Genomic DNA, 18,501 nt, shown 5'->3' on the forward strand with positions numbered 1-18,501 from the left:
CCTGACCGTCGGCGCCGCCGCGGTGATCACCGTCCGCTCGGCAAGCTGGCTGACAGCGAGACCCAACGTCCGGACGAGGCGGACTCGACCATCGCGTCCAGGGCCTGCGCCGACCGGACCGCGTCGGTGAGCGTCGCGCCGTACGGCTGCTTCTCGGCGATCGACCGGACGAACCGGGCCGCCTCGACGACCTTCAGGTCGTCGTAGCCCATGGCGTTGGCCGCCCCCGGCTGGAACGCCTGGAACTCGCCGGCGCCCGGACCGACGAAGACGGTGGAGATCGGCTGGTCCTGGTATGCGGTGCCGGTAGACAGGCCCAGCTCGCCCATGCGGCGGAAATCCCAGTGCACGGCGCCCTTGGTGCCGTGGATCTCGAAGCCGTAGGCGTTCTGATCGCCGACGGCGACCCGGCTGGCCTCCACCACACCCCGTGCCCCCGACGCGAAACGCACTAGCGCGGAGGCGTAGTCATCGTTCTCCACCGGACCGAGTTGGCCGCCGGCGGCTCGCGCATGCGCGGTGGTGGCGCCGCTCGGCCGGCCCCGTTCGGGCACGAAGATCGCGGTGTCGGCGACCAACGAGGTGATGTCGCCGAGCAGGAAGTGGGCCAGATCGACACCGTGCGAGGCCAGGTCGCCGAGCACGCCGGACCCGCCGCGCCGCTTCTCGTACCGCCAGGTCAGCGCGCCTTCGGGGTGCGCGGCGTAGTCGCTGAAGAACCGCACGCGGACGTGCGTGACCGGGCCGATCTCACCCGCCGCGATCAGATCCCGGGCCGCCTCGACGGCCGGCGCGTTGCGGTAGTTGAAGCCGACCGCGCCCTGCACCCCGGCGGTCGCCACCGCGTCGGCGACGGCTTGCGCGTCGGAGGTGGTCAGGCCGACCGGCTTCTCGATCCAGATGTGCTTGCCGGCCTCCGCCATGGCCACGCCGATCTCGCGGTGCAGGAAGTTCGGGGCGGTGACGCTGACCGCGTCCACCGCCGGGTTGGCGGCCAGCTCACGCCAATCCCGCACGGCCTCGGTGAAGCCGAACTGCGCGGCGGCCTCCTCCGCCCGGCCGGGCACCTCGTCGGCGACCGCGACCAGCTTCGGGACCAGCGGCAGGGTGGGGTAGTGATGCAGCAGCCGGGCGTACGCCTGGGTGTGCACGCGACCCATCCAGCCGAATCCGGCCACCGCCACCCCGAGCGTCGCGCGGTCGTTGTTCGTCACGGCGGGTCCTCCCACGGGTCGTCCACCTTCGTTGTGGACCGGTCCAAATGTTCTGACATCTTGGCAATCTCTCACGGCAACGTCAAGCCCTGGGTTCTGGATCATTCGAGCCGATGCGCCGCCGCATCCACGTCGCCGACCTGCCACGTTTTGCCCTTCGGTACCGATTCAGGACGCCCGAAGTCGGCAATTCGATGGCCTGCGGCCGCCCCGGGCCCCACCACCGACCACAACCCGGCCCGCCGTTCGGGCCGGACGGCGGGTCAGCGAGCGGCTAACATGGACCGGTCCAAGAACGGTGAGGGGATCGGCATGACCGAACCACCCGCTGCCCGACCGGCGACCATCCGGACCGTCGCCATGCGGGCCGGTGTCTCCAAATCCCTTGTCTCGCTGGTCCTCCGCGGGTCGCCGCACGTCAGCCCGGCCCGGCGAGACGCCGTCCAGCAGGCCATCGACGAGCTCGGCTATCGACCGAACGCCATTGCCCGGCAGCTGACTGCGCAGCGCACCCAGACCGTCGGGCTCCTGCTCAACGATCTGCGCAACCCCTGGTTCGTCGATTGCCTGGAGGGCATCACCGCCGTGCTTGACGAACACGGCTACCGCTGCCTGCTGGCCGACGCCCGGGTCGACCGGCGGGCGGACGAGGCCCTGCTCCGCGGATTCCTGGAGATGCGGGTCGACGGGCTTCTCCTCGCCGGTTCGATGCCGTCCACCGCGTCCATCACGGCCGCCGCGGCCGCGGTGCCGACGGTGGTGGCCGCCGGGCGGGACATCGTGCTGCCCCGGGTCGACGTGATCGCCAACGACGACCGGATCGGCACCACGCTGGCGGTCGAACACCTCATCGAGCTCGGTCATCGGCGGATCGCGCACCTGGCCGGCGGCCACGGGGCGGTGGCCCGGTTCCGCCACGACGCCTACGTCGACGTGATGACCGCGCATGGACTGGCCGATCGGATCACCATCGAGGCGGGAGACATGACCGAGGAGGGTGGCTACCGGGCGGCTGTCCGGTTGCTCGGTCGACCGGACCGGCCGACCGCAGTGTTCGCGGTCAACGACATCAGCTGCATCGGCGCCATGTCCGCGGCGGCCGAGCTCGGCCTGCGGGTGCCGCAGGACGTGTCGATGGTCGGCTACGACAACACCTCACTCGCCCAGGTCCGTCATCTGTGGCTCACCAGTGTGGACAACGCCAATATCGAGGTGGGTCGGCGCGCGGCCCGGGCCCTGCTGCGCCGGATGGCCGATCCGACTCGGCCGGGCGACGTGCAGTTGCTGCGGCCGGCGCTGCAGGTGCGGGGCTCGACCGCCGCGCCGTGACACGCCGCAGTTTGGTGTGCGGAGTCCGAGCGGGTACCAACGACAGGTATGGCCGCCCGTCAGAAGAAGTCCGCCGCCGGAGTCGTCGCCGGCGAGGTCCCCGCGCCCTCGGCGATCCCGGGGCCGACGCGGCAGCTCGAGATCGAGACCAAGCTGGAGCTCGACCCCGACGCGTCGTTGCCGCCACTGGCCAAACGCAAGCGACTCGCGGCCGTCGGGATCGCCGGCGTCGCCGAGCCGGTGACCCACCATCTCGACGCCGTCTATTACGACACCGACCGGCTCGACCTGCTCCGGTCCAAGATCACCTTGCGCCGGCGCACGGGCGGCTCGGACGCCGGCTGGCACCTGAAGCTGCCGGCCGTGGACGGTGCCCGCACCGAGATCGGGCTGCCGCTGAGCGCCGGCGACGGGCAGGCGGTGCCCGGTGAGATCGGCGACCTGGTGCTCGGCGCCGCCCGAGGTCGGCCGCTCGTCCCGGTCGGTCGAATCCTCAACGAGCGCACCGTCCGTCATCTGCTGGACGCCGCGGGCGTGGTGCTGATCGAGGTCGCCGATGACCACGTCACCGCCACCTCGCTCGCCGACGACCGGACCCGTCACTGGCGGGAGGTCGAGGCCGAGATCGTCGGGGGAACCCGCGAGCAGCTGGCCGCGACCGTCGACGTCCTGGTCTCGGGTGGGGCGCGGCCGGCTGCGTCGCCGTCCAAATTGGCGCGGGCCCTGGACTTCCGGCGACCCTCACTCCGTCGCAACAAGTCCGCCGGGGACGTGGTCGTCGGGTACGTGGCCCGGCAGTCCGAGCTGCTGATCGCCGCCGACCGGGCGGTGCGGGAGGGCGACCCGGCCGCCGCGCTGGACGCCCGGACGATCTGCCGCCGGATCGCCGCCGTGCTCACCGTGTTCGCCCCGCTGTTCGACGGCGGCACGCCATCCGCGCTGCGAGATTCGCTGCGCGGCGCCTCCGCGACCTTCGACGGGGCTCGTGACGTCCGGTCGGCACGGCAACGCCTGGTCGATCAGCTCACCGAGGAGCCGGCCCCGTACCGGGACCGGGCCCGCACCCGGCTGGAGCAGGCTTGCGCCGCTCGGTTGACCCGGGCCGCCGATCGGGCCGGGCTGTTCCTGACCGGCCCTGACTACCTGACGACGCTGCAGGCCCTGGACGACCTGATCGCGGCGCCGCCCCTGGCCAAGCGCGCCCAGCGACCCGCCGCCCGCGAACTCGCAGTGCTGCTGTCCGCGGGATGGCACCGGCTCGCCGAGCTAGCCGAGGCTGCGCTCGCCGATCCGTCCCGGACGTCACCGCTGCAGGAGGTCGGCGACTGGGCGACGACCATGCGCTACGCAGCCGAGGCGACGGTCGGAACGCTCGGTCCGGACGCCGCCGTGCTCGCCACGTCGTTGGAGGAACTCCAGGAATCGGTCGAGGAACACCTCGATGCCCGGCGGGCGGCCGAGCTGCTGGCGTCCCTGGCGATCGAGAGCGACACCGACGGGGTCGCCGGGTTCATCTTCGGCCGGTTGCACGCGATCGAGCAGAACCTCGCGCACGCCGCGGTCGACGATTTCACCGACGCCTGGGACCGGATCGAGGACGGCGAACTGGTCGCCGCTTTCGGTCACTGACCCGCCGGCCCCGGCCCGCCGGCGTGAGCCATCCATGTGCTTCCGCCGCGCGGAACCTGCAGGTGGCTCACGTCGGCAGGGGTTGCCCGGGGCGCGCGGGCCGGGGTCAGGGCGCGGAGTGCGGCGCGCCCGGTCCGGGATCGATCTGGGTCGGCCCGGATGCGCTGGGCCGCACATCGAAATTGAAGATCGACGTCGGGATATACACGGTGGCACAGGCGTTCGGGATGTCCACGACGCCGGACAGCCGGCCCTCGATCGGTGCGGCACCGAGGATCAGGTAGGCCTGCTCCGGGGAGTAGCCGAACTTGGTCAGGTAGTCGATGGCGTGCAGGCACGCCCGCTGATAGCTCAGATGCGAGTCCAGGTACCGCTGCTCGCCGTCCAGGGTCACCGAGGTCCCCGAGAAAGCAATCCATTCACTGAATCTCGGATCGACGGTGCCGGGCAGGAAGATCGCGTTCTCGGAGACGCCGTACGTCTCCATCCCGCCCTTGATCAGATCGACGTGCAGGTCGATGAACCCGCCCATCTCGATCGCCCCGCAGAAAGTGATCTCGCCGTCACCCTGGGAGAAGTGCAGGTCGCCCATCGACAGATTGGCCCCGTCGACGAAGACCGGGTAGAACACCCGGGTGCCCTTCGACAGGTTCTTGATGTCCTGGTTGCCGCCGTTCTCCCGCGGCGGGGCCGTGCGCGCGGCTTCCGCGGCCACCCGGGCGTACTCCGATTCCGGCAGCGATCCGAGCACGGCGAACTCGGGCTCCGGCGGCAACGCCAACGGCGGTACCCGGTTCGGATCGGTGTCGATCAGCGCCTGCTCCCGGGCGTTCCACCTGGCCAGCAGTTCGGCGGACGGGGCGGTGCCCATCAACCCGGGATGAATCAGCCCGGCGAACGAAACTCCAGGGATATGGCGCGATGTCGCGATTTGACCGGTGAAGTCCCAGATCGCCTTGTAGGCGTCGGGAAACTGGTCGGTGAGGAAACCGCCGCCGTTGCTCTTGGCGAAGATGCCGGTGTAGCCCCAGCCCTGACCGGCCAGCGGGCCGGAGTCCTCCTGGGGAATCGGCCCGACGTCAAGGATGTCGACGATCAGCAGATCGCCGGGCTTGGCACCCTCCACCCGGAACGGCCCGGACAGCTTGTGCACCGTCTTGAGCGGCGCGTTCAGGATGTCGTCCGCGGAATCGTCGTTGACGATCGCGCCGTCGAACCATTCGCGGCAGTGCACACGGAAGCTGTCCCCGGGCTTGACCGTGGCCGCCGGCGGAACCTCCGGGTGCCAACGGTTGTGACCGATCTTCTCCTGGTCCTCGAACTTGCGGGACGAGTCGAGCGGAAAGATCACTTCGGGCATGGCAGCTCCTCGTTGAGCGGGTGGACGGATACCACGGCGACTACGGTCGCGGGAGGGTGCGGTGCAACGGGTGAGTGGTCACCCGCACCGGCCGGCGGGAATTCGTCGCCGGGAGCGACGAGACGACCCGGGGGGCGTCGGCCGAGGCCATGGTGCGTTCGACCGCGAGGCGGTACGGATCGCGTCCGCCGGCGATTCCCGGGGCGGTGATCATCCGCGACGACGGGCCACCACAGTCGGGGCACGAGGAGCGATCCGGGGCTGAGCCGATCGGATAACGGGCATCGAACGGACCGCACTCCTGACACCGAAACGCATACATCGTCATGAAGCTGGTGACCTCCGTTGGTCGAACTTCCACCGTAGAGCAGTCATCCGCGGTCCACCAGACGAGTGACCGTTTTCGGCCGATCAGTGGGTCAATGCGACCTTGAGGAGCACGATTCCGAATGCGATTGCGGCGACCAGGACACCGGCCAGCAGCACTCGCACCCGCGACTTCTCGTTGCGCAACCGGGCCGCCACCATGCCGGTCGACGCGATCCGGCCGACGATCACGATCTCGGCGATCAGCAGAGCCGTCGACATCTGCAGCCGCGTCACCTGGGAGAGCCACAACAACAGCAGCGGCACCAGTGCGGTGGTCAGGATCGGCATCGACTCGCGGAGCAGGGCCCGCGGATGGACGGACCCGTCACCGCCCAGGTACTCGGAGAACGCGTGCGCGATGAACGTGCACAGCGCGGTCCCGATCACCACGACCATCGCATGCCGGGCGTCGATCTCTTCCTGGAACGGAACCAGCGCGGCCAGGATCAGGATGTTGCCGTAGACGTAGGCGGACAGCCGGCGGGAGGCCTCGTGCGATTCCAGCGGCGTTCGGCGCTGGTACCACCGGCGGCCGTGGAACTCGCCCCGCTCAGTCGTTGCCGGTCCGCCGCCCGCGTCCGTCATTCCGTCGCGCCCAGGGGTTGATGGTTCCTTCGCTGCCGCTCGCCCATCCGTCGATTGTCCCGTTCCCCCTGCTTCGTCGCAGCCGGAGTCGTAGTCGGAGTCGGGGTCGGCCGAGCGCCCCAGTGCGGTAGGAAGGCACGGCGACTGTGCGGAGGGATCGCCGGAGACAGGGTCGTCCTCGTCCCAGACGCGGTCGATACCATGTCCCGGTGAGCGAGAAGAGACGATGAGCCAGACGCTGGTCGCCTACCGGGCGTTGCTTTTCGTCATCGCGCTGGCGTTCACGATCGGCGGGATCGTGTTGCTGGTCCAGGGTCGGCAGCGCCGCTGGGGCGGCGTGGCAATGACGGTGTGCGCGCTCAACCTGGTCGGTGGTCTGCTGCTGCTGTTCATGGCGTTCGCCCTGCCCTGAGCAGATCTGACCTGACCTGATCCGTCCGCCGAGACGCCACCAGGGCCCGAGCACAATGCTCGGGCCCTGGCGTCGGTCTGGTGTCAGGCCGCGTGGACGACTGCGGTCTTGGGCAGGGTGTCCAGCTGCTGCGGGGTCAGCGGGTGCTGGTCGTAGCCGAAGTGCTCGGCACCATCGGGATCCGGGCTGTCGAAGTGCACGCCGGTGAGGTTCCAGGTGGTGTTGCCCATGTGGATGGCGAAGTCCCCGGTGTCCCGGACCATCGGGGCGATCGCGGTGATCTCACCGAAGTACCCGGCCGGCACGGTGTTGCTGACGCCGGTGCTGAAGGTGTGGCTCTCTCCCCAGGTGTGACCGTACTTGAGCGTCACCGACGCATTCACGATGCCCAGGATGTTCACGCCGAGGGTGCCGTCGACCTCCAGGCTGTCCGAGGACGAAACGGTGTCGCCCTTGCTGGCCGTCAGCACCGCCGGCGTGGTGCCGTTGTTCTCCTCGGTGACCAGGACATGGTTGGGGCCGTCGACGTGGGTCTCCGACGTCGGGGTGAACGCGCACTGAGCGGCGGTGTTCTCGGCGCAGAACTGCTTGAGGGTGGCGGCCTGGGCCTGGGCGTCGTCGCCGGCGATCGTGTGCACCGTGCCGGCCGGGTCGAGAATCGTGATGGTCGGACCGTTGGCGGAGACCTGGAACGGGCCGTCCACCGGCCCCGCACCCGACGTCGACGCGCCAAAGGCGTCCACGTTGACGTGGAAGCTGACCGTCCCGTCCTGGTGGCCGGCGGGGTCGGTCAACTTGTAGGTGATGTCGTCGCCGTCGTTGCGCGCGGCCAGAAAGGTGACCTCGAAGTCGTCCATACCGATGCCAGGCTTGAGCATGGAACCGATCCCTGGGTTGCCCTCGAACTGGTTGTCGCCGTTGATCGAGATGAGGGTGGCGGTGTCACCGGACAGGTTGGTGACATGGAAGCCCCGGGAATACTGGGCCTTGCCGACCTGGCTCTGGTCGGCGGCCTGGACGGTTGCGTGCCCGGTCGCCGGCGCATCGGCGAAGGCGACGGCCGCCATCGATCCGATTCCGCAGAAGGCGGTGGTGGCGAGCAGCACGGCCACGGTCTTCTTGATGATTCTCATGTCCCTGTTCTCCTGGCGAGAGTGACTGAGGCGGCCAAATTCTCGGTCGTCATCCGGTGTTCTCCGGACACCATGAATACTGCCGGGCGGCGGGGTGGACCCAGGTCGCCTGACCGGCCCTTTCACCGGTGGACGGTGGCCTCCACCGATCGGGGGACGACGGGGATGCGTCGGGCCGCCGTCACCGGCGCGCGGATGAAGTCATCGGCTTCTGTCCCACCCGTCACATTCGGGGTCACTTCAGCCGCGCAGGCGTAGTTGATCCGCGCGGGAGGGAGGGCCAGGGCGGCGGTTCGGACAGGGCGGCGGTTCGGACAGGGCGGCGGTTCGGGGTGGGGCGGGGGCAGGCGGTCAGCGCCGACCGCGGTCGGCGGCGAGACGGTGCAGGACCGCGATCATCCGGTCGATCTCGTCGGTGGTGTTGTAGAACGCGACCGATGGGCGCACCGTCGCCTCCAGGCCGAACCGGCGCAGGATCGGTTGGGCGCAGTGGTGTCCGGACCGCACCGCGATGCCCTTCTGGTTCAACGCGGCGCCGACCTCCTCCGTCCGGTAACCGTCGAGGACGAAGGAGAGCACGCTGGCCTTGTCCCGGGCGGTGCCGATCAGGCGCAGCCCGGGCACCGCCTGCATTCGCGGGGTCGCGTATTCCAACAGCTGATGTTCGTACCGGGCAATGGTTTCCACGCCGATGCGGGTGACGTAGTCGAGCGCGGCGCCTAGCCCGACGGCGTCGGCGATGTTGCCGGTGCCGGCCTCGAACCGGTTGGGCGGGTGCTGGAAGACGGTCTTCTCGAAGGTCACGTCGGCGATCATGTTGCCGCCGCCCTCCCAGGGCGGCATCGACTCCAGCACCTCGGTGCGCCCGTACACCACGCCGATACCCGTCGGGCCGTAGATCTTGTGGCCGGAGAAGACGAAGAAGTCGGCGCCCAGGGCCTGCATGTTCACCCGGATATGCGGGATCGACTGCGCCCCGTCGATCAACACACAGGCGCCGGCCCGGTGCGCCATCTCGACCACCGCGTCGACCGGCGTCACCGTGCCCAACGCGTTCGAGACCTGGGTGACGGCAACGAGTTTGGTCTTCTCGCAGAGCAGCCGGGAGAACTCCTCGAGCAGCAGCTGACCGGAGTCGTCGACCGGGATCACTCGCAGCTTGGCCCCGGACTCGGCGCAGAGCTGCTGCCAGGGAACGATGTTCGCGTGGTGCTCGAGGTGCGAGACGATGATCTCGTCGCCGCGGTGGATGTTCGCCTTCCCCCAGCTCTTGGCGACCAGGTTGATCGCCTCGGTCGCGCCGCGGACGAAGACGATGTTCTTCTCCGACTCGGCCCCGATGAACCGGGCGACCGTCTTCCGGGCACCCTCGTAGGCGTCGGTGGCGCGCGCGGCCAGTTCGTGCGCGGCCCGGTGAATATTGGAGTTCTCGTGCCGGTAGAAGTGGGCCAGCCGGTCGATGACGGCCTGCGGCTTCTGCGTGGTGGCGGCGTTGTCGAACCAGACCAGCTGATGCCCGTTGACCCGCTCGGCCAGGATCGGGAAGTCGCGACGAACGAGCCGGACGTCGAACGGCGGGTGCGGGTCGGAGGCGAGCCGCGGCGCCGCCCCCTGCGCCGCATCGGCCGACCGTCGGGTCGGCGGCTCGACACGGTCGGCGAAGTAGTAGGTCGGCGCGCCCGCCGCCGGCGGCACCGCACCGGCGGTCGGCAGCAGGCCGGACGGGACGTCCACCGACGCCGGGAGACCCAGCGACGGGACGCCGACCTGCGCGGGGTCGGCGGCGAGCGGGTTCAGCGCGGCCGCCGCCAGTGACTCCAGATCGGGTGCGTCCTGGTAGGCGGAGGATTCGGCCAGGAAGTAGAACGGCGACGACGGGGTCGGCACAGGCGCGGGCGGATCCGGGACCGGCAACGGCGGTTGCGGGAGCGACGGCAGCCCCGGTCCGGCCAGGGCGGCCGGCTCGGGTGGCGCGTCCCGGTGATCAGTAGGCGCGGCCGGAACGGCGCCGGCCGGCGACCGCACGGGCGCCAGCAGGTCGTCCGACGACGAACCGGCCGACGACGAACCGGGCACCGACCCGTCCGCCGCCCCGGGGATTGCCCCGCCCGATCCGTTCGGCAGAGTCGGCACCGCCGGCCCTGGAGGCGCCGACCAGCCGCTCGCCGGGGTGAACGGGGCGGCCAACGGGAGCCGGCTGAGCCCCTCCGCCGCATCGACCGGCAGCGCCGAGCCGCCGGACACCCCGGCCGGCCCTGGAAGAGAGCCCGATAGATCGGCCGGGCCGGCCGGCCCGGCCGGGGACCCGCCAAGCTGCGCACCGGTCAGGCCGGCCGCGGCGGTCGTGACGTCCGGCGGACCGCCGGGCCGGCCGGTACCGGTGAATGCCTGGTCGCTGGCCGGGGCGCCGGGAAGGCCGGCGCTGGGCAGCGGCGCCGCCAGGCCGGGAAGCGGCGGCAGTTGTTCGCCACCGGGCAGCGGCACCTGCAGGGCCGCGATCTCGAACGGCACTCCGGCCGGGTCGGCGACCGGACCGCCCACGCCGCTGCGCATCGGTGCGGCCGCCGTCAGATCCGGTGGGCCGCCGGGCAGCCCGGCGCCGGTGATCGGCTGGTCACCGCCCGGCAACCCGGGCAGGTCGGGCCCGGGCCGGGGTTCGGCCAACCCGACGGCGGCCGGCGTCAGCGCCCCCGGATCAGCGAGCTGGAGGCCCGTCAGCCCGGGCACGATCGGCCCTTCGGGCACGGTCGCGCCCAGACCGGCGCCCCCGAGCAGCGCGGTGATCGCCTCGCCGACGTCGGGCACTGCCCGTCCGGGGGCGTAGCCCGCCGCGGCCGGGTCGTCGACGGCGAGCCCGGGGAGGTCGGGGGCGGCCGGGGGTGGGAGCGGCGTCGCGGCCCCGGACCCGCCGGCGTCGCCGGGCACGGCGGGGATGTCCTTCGAGCGGGCCGGCACGTCGACGCGCGGGGCGTGCTCGACCCCACCCGGCGTGCGCGAGGTGGTGGCCACCGGTTCGGCCGGGCCCGGCGCAGCCCCCGGCAGGGCGGAGAAGAACTCACCGGCCAGCCGGTTCAGCGTCGCCTCGTCGGGTAGCCAACCGGGCCGGTCTGGAGTCGATGCGGTTGTCAGCTCGTCGGGGCTGGGCCGGACGCCGGCCGGCAGGCCAGCCGATCTGACCTCCGTCATGACTGTGACCTGCGCATATGCCACTCTCCGGTCCGTTCGGCAGCACGGCGGGCCCGGCCTGGACGTCGACCCGCGGAGCAATCCTCGCACCGACCGTACCGGGGTCCGGTCCGGCCCGTCGGCACCGGGATTGGGTGGACCCGATGGTCGACGACGTCGCGAGATCGTCGGGCCGGCCTACTGCACGTGGACGGTCACGGGATCGCTGCTGACGACCCCGGCGAAGGTTCCGGGCGGCGGATCGACCCACTCCTCGTCGCAGCGGTAGTGGGCGACCACCCGGTAGGTGCCGGCCGCACGCAGCCGGTACCAGCCGAGCAGGTCGATCTCGCAACCGATCCGCGCGCCCGCCGCGAGCGGTGCGAAATCGTCGGCGCTCGGTGGGTCGCGCTCGTACTTGCGCCGGCCGTAGTCGCCGTCCACGTCGAAGTACACCTCGCGGGAGTCGCTGTCGGCGTAGCCGGGCGCCATCCGGTGGTTCGCCAGCACCGGGGACGGCCCGGTGTTGATCAGCGTGACCGTCACCGGCGCCGGGTCCGCGCGGCGCAAGGGCTCATCGGGGACCTGCAGTTCGAGCCGGAGAGTCATGGTCGCCGCCGTTCGGTCCACCCCGTCGCCGGGCGAAGTCGGCCCGCCCGTCCGGCCCTCACGGCTTGACCACCGCGTTGTAACCGGTCCGCGTGGCCGTGTCGGCCGCGGAGAGGGGCGCCGCCTTGGCGGCCTTGGCGAGCCGGGCCCGGACCTTGTTCCGGACCTCCACGAACTTGGCGAAGTTGGCCCGTCGCTGGGCCGCGGGCATCTTGTTCCATTCCCGCAACGCGCGTCGAGCATCGTCCATGAACCCGGCCAGGTCCTCCTCATCCATGCCCCTGGACAGGATCTCCACCCGTTCGCCCAGAAACTCGCTGATCGGCAGGTCGGCGATGCCCACCCGGTTCTGCCGGACATGCTCGAACTCGTGCGCAACGGTGTGCACCAATCCCGCCCAGCCCTGGGCAAAAGCGCTCGGCCCGACGGTGATCGCCGAGTTGCCCGGGATCGCCTGGTCGGTCGTGGTGGCGTTGTTGCCATCCGTGCTGGAGAAGTGGATGTCCACCAGCCCGTTCTCGTCCAGCTTGAAGAAGTCGACGATGGCCCGGATGGCGCTGTTCCGGTCGCCGGCCCCGACCATGCCCATGACCAGCGGGTTGATGGTGATCCGGCCGATCTGACCGTCCTCCTTCAAGCCGGCGCCGTTCTGGAAGTTGGCCACCCGCTGCACGGTGTCCGCGCTGAACACGCCGTCGGGCGTGGCCCCGATGAAGGCCTGGATCGCCCGCACCGACCGCGGATCCCGCAGACTCCGCCTGTTGACGGCGATCGCCGCCTTGACCTGATTCGGCTTGAGCAGGTTGGGTGTCGGGCCGGGCGCGGCGGCCACCGGGGCCGGCACGGCGAGCTGCGCGTTGATGGTGTCGCGGACCTTCGCCGAGTTCGTCAGCGCGGTCGGGCCCAGGGTGATCACCCGCAGCCCGCCGGTTTCGAAGGCATTCGCCCCGGCGGCGGCCTGGCCGGCCGCGAAGCTCACGGTGAGCGCACCGGCCCGGATGGTGATGCCGTGGAAGTTCGCCGCCGTGTAGATGCCGTAGTCCTGCTGCCCGTTGGTCACGCACCGGGCGAGGACCGCGTCCAGCGTCGGCTGGTCGACCTGCCCGGTCGCACCGAGGCCGGCGCCCGGTTGAAAGGTGGCCACCGCCTGCGCGGAGACCGGCCCGAAGTTGCCGTCGACCTTGGTGCCCACGATCACCTGGATGACCCGGATCGAATTGACGTCGTAATGGCCGCGGGCGAAGGCGACCGCGGCCTGCTCCTGGGCCGGCGTCAGCGGACCCGGGGCCCGCTGCACGGCAATGACGCCCGCCAGCACCCGGGAGGCCACGTCCGGCCCGGTGGACGGTGTGTGCGCCCGCAGGCGGCCGGCCGACCCGGGTTCGGACCCGATGCCCAGCAGCGACGCCACCGCGCGGTTGCCGGCCCGGCGTTGCAGCGTGGTGGTGACCGGCTCGGCCGGTCGCGCCGGGTCCGCCGATGGACGTGGCGCAGCGGACCCGGGCCGGTCCCGGCGGTCGGCTCGCGCACGTTCGGTGCTGCCGGCCATGAGCACCCTCCCGGCAACCACAGATCGACCGCAGGGACCCGATCCGGCATCACACCGGGCCCACCGTCGACGGTAGGCCCGGGTCGCGGGCCGCGTCACCGAAAGACGATCAGCTCGGTCCGAATGACCGCGATGTGTGCGCGAAGGGGCAACCGCCGATGGTCAGCGGTAGGTCGGGTTGTAGTCGTGGAACCGGTCGACGGCGACGTCGTCCAGGACGGCCAGCGCGTCGTCGGTCAGCACCGCCAGCGAGCAGTACAGGGACACCAGGTACGAGGCGATGGCGCTGCGGTCGATGCCCATGAACCGGACCGACAGCCCCGGTCCCTGCTCCCCGGCGAGCCCCGGCTGGTACAGGCCGACCACACCCTGCCGGGCGGCGCCGGTGCGCATCAGCACGAACTTGGTCTTCCCGTTCTCCAGCGGCACCTTGTCGCTGGGCACGATCGGCAGGCCGCGCCACGTCAGGAACTGGGAGCCGAACAAGCTCACGGTGGGTGGCGGCACGCCCCGCCGGGTGCACTCGCGACCGAACGCCGCGACCCCCTCGGGATGGGTGAGGAAGAACGCCGGCTCCTTCCACACCCTGGCGATCAGGCTGTCCAGATCGTCCGGGGTGGGCGGGCCGCTGATGGTCGGGATCCGCTGACTCGGCGCGCATTGGGAGATCAGGCCGTAGTGCGGGCTGTTGATCAGCTCGCCCTCCTGATGCTCCTTGATGGCCTCGATGCTCAGCCGCAACTGCTCCTTGATCTGGTCGTGCGGGCTCGAGTAGAGATCGGAGACCCGGGTGTGCACGTCCAGGATCGTGGAGACCGAATTGAGGATGTACTCGCGCGGGTTCTCCTCGTAATCCACGAACGTCGTCGGCAACGGCGATTCGTCGTAGTTCGAGCAGACGACGTCGACATCCTCGGGATGCTTGACCTTGTTCACCCGGTAGATGCCGGCCTCCACCGGGACCCACGCCAGCAGGTGCACCAGCCACCGCGGGGTGATCGTGGCCATCTGCGGAACGGTCTTGGTGACATCCGCGAGATTCCTGGCGGCGGCATCGCCCAGCGCCTGGGAATGGGTGGCAGTCGTCATGCGCGCAACTCCTTGATGTGTCCTCACGCCGGCCGGACCCCTGGACCTTAACCGCCACCGTCCCTTCCCGATATGGGAGGGCAGCAAACGCGGTCAACTCCGGTGCAGCAGCACCAATGTCCCGTCCTGCGCGACCTGCGCGTAGCCGTGCGCCAGCAGGATGGCCCGGCGTTCATCGAGCCAGGAGGTGTCGGTGCCGGCGGGGCCGGAATCCATCCGCAGCAGGACCCAGTCGGCGTCCAGCGGCAGGTGCGTGCCATCGGTCCATTCCCGATCGGCCAGCAGGACCGGGTTGCGGTCGGCCAGGTTGCCGAGCACCCCGGCGTCCGCGATCACCCGCTCGCCCGGCGGGATCCGGTCGATGACCCGGTGCGCGGCGTCGCAGAAGCCGCACGGTTCCCGGGACGCCTCCAGCGTCAACGGCAGCTCCGAGGTGTGCACCTGGTAGTCGATCACGACGACCAGCAGCAGGGCGGCGGCCAGGCCCTGCGGTGCGGCCCAGAAGGCGCGGACCCGCTCGGGGGTGATGCCCAGCCGCTGCCGGCGCTGCGCCACGGCGACCACCAGGGCCAGGAAGCACACGACCATCAGCGGGCCGTCGTAGTAGTACTTCATCTGCAGGTACACGTCGCGCTGCGAGGCGAACCGGGCGACCAGCGTCGGCAGCATCACCAGGATCAGCGGAGACCGTAGCCCCCAGGCGGCCGTGACGGCCAGTGCGGCGAGCAGGGTCACCCCGTCCCAGCTGAACAGGTTGTCCAGCACGGTCAACCCCATGCCGAACGGTCCGGACCGGTCGCCCGTGGCGCCCAGCGCGAAGTACGTATAGGTGCCGGAGTAACTGAACCAGGGAATGACCACCGTCGTCAGCAGCACGAAGGCGACGGCCGACCCGACCAGCAGCCCGGCGGCCGGCAGCCATCGGCGGCCCAGGGCGAGCACCAGCCCGATTCCCGCGATGTAGAGCGGGGTGTCCTCCTTGACCAGCAACAGCGCCGCGCACCAGAAAAGCAACCAGCCGCCGCGGTCGTCCAGCAGCGCCTCCAGGGCCAGGGCCAGGAACGCCACGGCGAAGCAGGCCTCGTGGAAGTCGAAATCCAGCACCTTCAGCACGCCCCAGGACAGGGCGAACGCGATCCCGATGTAGTAGCCCAGACCGCCGAGCCGGCGAACGGCGACCCGGGTCACCACGTGCACGCCCACCGCAAGCATGACCGCCTGCGCCACGAGCAGCGTGACCACGCTTGGCCAGATCCGGTAGAACGGCGCCAGGGTCATCATGATGGGCGTGAAATGGTCGCCGAGGCTGTTGAACGGCAGCTGCGATTTCAACAGCACGTTCGGCGTCTCGCCGCGTGCGTAGTGGGCGATCGCCTGCTGGAAGATCGTGATGTCGAGCGTCGTCTTGAACTGATGATGCCGGAGCACGGACTCGTAGGTGTAGAGCACGAACGCCGATACGCTGACGGCCCACACGGCCAGCCGGCGGCGGGGGTCCCACGCGCCGGACGGAACCGGACCGAAGAGCCCGGTCGACCCGGGCCCGGCCGGGCGCCACCCCCGCCTCTCGGGCCCCGGGCCGGCCACCAGGTGCGCCGGCGGCACCGAGGCGGGATCGGCGGCAGGGTCGGGCACGGCGGGCTCCTCCGCGGGTCGGGTCGGCGGACGTCGGTTCGACCGCCGGATCCCGGCGAACTGGACGAAGTGTGCCGGATCGAACGATGCGGATGCATCCACCGTGCCAGTTCGATGTCGGATCGGTGTCAGGTCGGTGGCCGAACGGGCGTACGGCGTGACCGAGATGACGACCGGTCCGGACCGATCCGGCCGAGCGGGATCGGTCCGCCCGCGTCGCGGCGTTCGCCCACGCACGGGTGGGCGGCTCGGGGCCGTCGTCACCCACCCCGCACCGGGGAACAATGCGTCGCACCGGGCGACCTGATGTTCCCCGGGCCTGGGCTTGCCTGGCCTCGGCCGGGCCGCCGGCTCCGACCGAGGAATCGTCGACCGCGAGTCCATCGGAAATCCGCCCACGGCGGATCCGCCGCCGGTTGATTCGCTCCCCTCGCCACGGCCTCGCGGGCATCGTCGAAGGCACCCACCCCGACGAGCCAGGAGGATTCCGTGCCCACCCTGACCACCCCCGCAGCGACCGGCCTGGCCGGCTCGTTCGACGACCAGCTGGCGAGCCGCCTGCTGCACCAACGGATCGTCGTACTCGGCCAGCAGGTCGACGACCCGATCGCGAACCGGATCTGCGCACAGTTGCTGTTGCTGTCCGCCGAGGACCCGCGCGCCGACATCAGCCTGTACATCAACTCGCCCGGTGGCTCGGTCTCCGCCGGGCTGGCCGTCTTCGACACCATGCGGCTGATCCCCAACGACGTCAGCACGCTGGCCATGGGCCTGGCCGCCAGCATGGGCCAGTTCCTGCTCACTGCCGGTACCCCGGGCAAGCGATACGCCCTGCCACACAGCCGGATCCTGATGCACCAGGGTTCCGCAGGCATCGGCGGTACCGCGGTGGACGTGCAGATCCAGGCCGAGAACCTGGAGTACGTCAAGGGTCTGATGACCCGGCTGACCGCCGAGCAGTCCGGCCAGGACGTGGCCACGATCGAGCGGGACGCCGACCGGGACCGGTGGTTCACTGCCGAGCAGGCCGTCGACTACGGGCTGGTGGATGCGATCCTGCGGACCACCACCGACATCCGCCCGGCCGCCGATCGGCGCCGCATCGGGCTCGGCATGAGCGCAGAGCGGGCGGGGTGACGACGATGGGCCACTACACCGTCCCCACCGTCATCGAGAGGACCGCCAACGGCGAGCGCGCCGTCGACGTCTTCAGCCGGCTGCTGTCCGATCGGATCATCTACCTGGGCACCGAGATCGACGACGACGTGGCGAACGTCATCGTCGCCCAACTGCTGCACCTGGAGTCGGACAACCCCGACGCCGAGATCGGCCTCTACATCAATTCGCCCGGCGGTTCGATGTCGGCGATGACGGCGATCTACGACACCATGCAGTTCGTCCGGGCGCCGGTGGCCACCACCTGCGTGGGTCAGGCCGCCTCGGCCGCGGCGATCCTGCTGGCCGCTGGGGCGCCCGGGCGGCGCGCGCTGCTGCCGCACACCCGGGTGCTGCTGCACCAGCCGTCCACCGGCGGCGGCCAGGGGCAGATCTCTGATCTCGCGCTCCAGGCCCGTGAGCTGCTGCGGGTGCGCGAGCAGATGGAGCGGGTCCTGGCCCGGCACACCGGGCAGGAGCTGGCCACGCTGCGCCGGGACACCGACCGGGACAAGTTCTTCACCGCCGACGAGGCGGTCGCCTACGGACTGGCCGACATGATCATCACCAGCCGCCAACCCGCACTGGCCCGGCCGGCCTGAGCGGCGGCCTCGTCCGCAGCGGCGCCCCGGTCTCGGCCCACCGGCGCCCCCGCCCCGGGGCCTCTCGGCTTCGCTGATCCACGTCCCATTTTCGCGCCGGAAATGTCCAATTCGACGGGACAAGGATCAGCGGAGCGGCCCCGGCAGGCGGCCCAGATCCGCTCGAGGGGTGTCAGGCGGCCAGCAGGACGGGCCCGGTCGGTGCCGCACCGGCGCCGGACAGGGTCAGGGCACAGCGTCGGGCCAACTCGGCCAGGCCCAACCCCAACGAACCGGCGGCCGCGGCCAGCATCTCGGACGAGGCTTCCTTCCGGCCGCGTTCCACCTCGGACAGGTGCTGCACGGACATCCCGGCCCGGCCGGCCACGTCGACCAGGGTGCGACCCTGACGTCGCCGCTCATCCCGCAGGACGGCGCCGGACACCTCGCGCCAGAGCGGCTCCCGGCCGGCCGCCGGGCGCGGCGCCGACGGAGAAGCCAGCGGACCCGGAGCCGCCCCGGGGGTGGCCACCGGGCGCAGCGCCACCGGGGCCGGGGTCACCGACGTCGGAGCGACCGACGGCCGGACCACCCCTGCACCGCGCGCCGACCGGCGGACCGCACGCTCCCGATCGAACGAGATGAGCTCACCCACGACCGCACTCCCACCTTGTCGAGCCACTCCTG

The 18,501-nt window shown here is 71.0% G+C and carries 16 protein-coding genes; 5 read left to right on the forward strand and 11 right to left on the reverse strand.

Features of this window, described 5'->3' with window-relative positions; genetic code table 11:
• Window positions 1-26: 26 nt before the first annotated feature.
• Window positions 27-1,214 (reverse strand): Gfo/Idh/MocA family protein, encoded by a 1,188-nt coding sequence (locus tag ACILSK_RS19390; RefSeq protein ID WP_395728825.1) that lies wholly within the window; start codon window positions 1,212-1,214, stop codon window positions 27-29.
• Between the two features lie 312 nt (window positions 1,215-1,526).
• Here ACILSK_RS19390 and ACILSK_RS19395 point away from each other — a divergent pair, with 312 nt between their 5' ends.
• Together ACILSK_RS19395 and ACILSK_RS19400 are read left to right on the forward strand one after the other, a co-directional pair.
• A complete protein-coding gene (locus ACILSK_RS19395) occupies window positions 1,527-2,543 on the forward strand; it encodes a LacI family DNA-binding transcriptional regulator (protein ID WP_395728826.1) in 1,017 nt (338 codons plus the stop codon).
• A gap of 48 nt (window positions 2,544-2,591) precedes the next feature.
• Window positions 2,592-4,172, forward strand: a complete 1,581-nt coding sequence (locus ACILSK_RS19400; protein WP_395728827.1) for a CHAD domain-containing protein — start codon at window positions 2,592-2,594, stop codon at window positions 4,170-4,172.
• Window positions 4,173-4,278: 106 nt separating this feature from the next.
• Here the strand turns inward: ACILSK_RS19400 and fmdA are convergent, their stop codons facing one another.
• From fmdA to ACILSK_RS19415, 3 genes are all read right to left on the reverse strand, one after another.
• Window positions 4,279-5,532, reverse strand: coding sequence for a formamidase (gene fmdA / locus ACILSK_RS19405; protein WP_395728828.1), 1,254 nt, complete (start codon window positions 5,530-5,532; stop codon window positions 4,279-4,281).
• Between the two features lie 40 nt (window positions 5,533-5,572).
• On the reverse strand, window positions 5,573-5,860 hold the full coding sequence (locus ACILSK_RS19410; RefSeq protein WP_395728829.1) for an FmdB family zinc ribbon protein: 288 nt from the start codon (window positions 5,858-5,860) through the stop codon (window positions 5,573-5,575).
• Between the two features lie 83 nt (window positions 5,861-5,943).
• The gene (locus tag ACILSK_RS19415) at window positions 5,944-6,486 is read right to left on the reverse strand and encodes a hypothetical protein (protein WP_395728830.1); all 543 of its coding nucleotides are present in this window, start codon (window positions 6,484-6,486) and stop codon (window positions 5,944-5,946) included.
• 226 nt (window positions 6,487-6,712) lie between these two features.
• Between ACILSK_RS19415 and ACILSK_RS19420 the strand changes: the two genes are divergently transcribed.
• Complete coding sequence (locus tag ACILSK_RS19420) at window positions 6,713-6,898, forward strand: hypothetical protein (RefSeq protein ID WP_395728831.1); 186 nt, start codon at window positions 6,713-6,715, stop codon at window positions 6,896-6,898.
• A gap of 83 nt (window positions 6,899-6,981) precedes the next feature.
• On the opposite strand, the gene ACILSK_RS19425 is transcribed toward ACILSK_RS19420, so the two are convergent.
• From ACILSK_RS19425 to ACILSK_RS19450, 6 genes are all read right to left on the reverse strand, one after another.
• The gene (locus tag ACILSK_RS19425) at window positions 6,982-8,031 is read right to left on the reverse strand and encodes a hypothetical protein (RefSeq protein WP_395728832.1); all 1,050 of its coding nucleotides are present in this window, start codon (window positions 8,029-8,031) and stop codon (window positions 6,982-6,984) included.
• A 351-nt stretch (window positions 8,032-8,382) separates the two neighbouring features.
• The gene (locus ACILSK_RS19430) at window positions 8,383-10,359 is read right to left on the reverse strand and encodes a family 2A encapsulin nanocompartment cargo protein cysteine desulfurase (RefSeq protein ID WP_407077050.1); all 1,977 of its coding nucleotides are present in this window, start codon (window positions 10,357-10,359) and stop codon (window positions 8,383-8,385) included.
• A gap of 1,035 nt (window positions 10,360-11,394) precedes the next feature.
• Complete coding sequence (locus tag ACILSK_RS19435; RefSeq protein WP_395728833.1) at window positions 11,395-11,805, reverse strand: hypothetical protein; 411 nt, start codon at window positions 11,803-11,805, stop codon at window positions 11,395-11,397.
• A 58-nt stretch (window positions 11,806-11,863) separates the two neighbouring features.
• The gene (locus ACILSK_RS19440) at window positions 11,864-13,354 is read right to left on the reverse strand and encodes a peptidoglycan-binding protein (RefSeq protein ID WP_395728834.1); all 1,491 of its coding nucleotides are present in this window, start codon (window positions 13,352-13,354) and stop codon (window positions 11,864-11,866) included.
• 162 nt (window positions 13,355-13,516) lie between these two features.
• A complete protein-coding gene (locus ACILSK_RS19445) occupies window positions 13,517-14,443 on the reverse strand; it encodes a family 2A encapsulin nanocompartment shell protein (protein ID WP_395728835.1) in 927 nt (308 codons plus the stop codon).
• A gap of 93 nt (window positions 14,444-14,536) precedes the next feature.
• Complete coding sequence (locus tag ACILSK_RS19450; RefSeq protein ID WP_395728836.1) at window positions 14,537-16,078, reverse strand: DUF2079 domain-containing protein; 1,542 nt, start codon at window positions 16,076-16,078, stop codon at window positions 14,537-14,539.
• Window positions 16,079-16,567: 489 nt separating this feature from the next.
• Between ACILSK_RS19450 and ACILSK_RS19455 the strand changes: the two genes are divergently transcribed.
• Window positions 16,568-17,215, forward strand: a complete 648-nt coding sequence (locus ACILSK_RS19455; RefSeq protein WP_395728837.1) for a ClpP family protease — start codon at window positions 16,568-16,570, stop codon at window positions 17,213-17,215.
• Between the two features lie 5 nt (window positions 17,216-17,220).
• On the forward strand, window positions 17,221-17,835 hold the full coding sequence (locus ACILSK_RS19460) for a ClpP family protease (RefSeq protein ID WP_395728838.1): 615 nt from the start codon (window positions 17,221-17,223) through the stop codon (window positions 17,833-17,835).
• 172 nt (window positions 17,836-18,007) lie between these two features.
• Here the strand turns inward: ACILSK_RS19460 and ACILSK_RS19465 are convergent, their stop codons facing one another.
• Window positions 18,008-18,469 (reverse strand): helix-turn-helix domain-containing protein, encoded by a 462-nt coding sequence (locus ACILSK_RS19465; protein ID WP_395728839.1) that lies wholly within the window; start codon window positions 18,467-18,469, stop codon window positions 18,008-18,010.
• Between the last annotated feature and the right edge of the window lie 32 nt (window positions 18,470-18,501).

The organism is Nakamurella sp. (assembly GCF_044224575.1).
Classification (GTDB): Bacteria; Actinomycetota; Actinomycetes; order Mycobacteriales; family Nakamurellaceae; genus Nakamurella.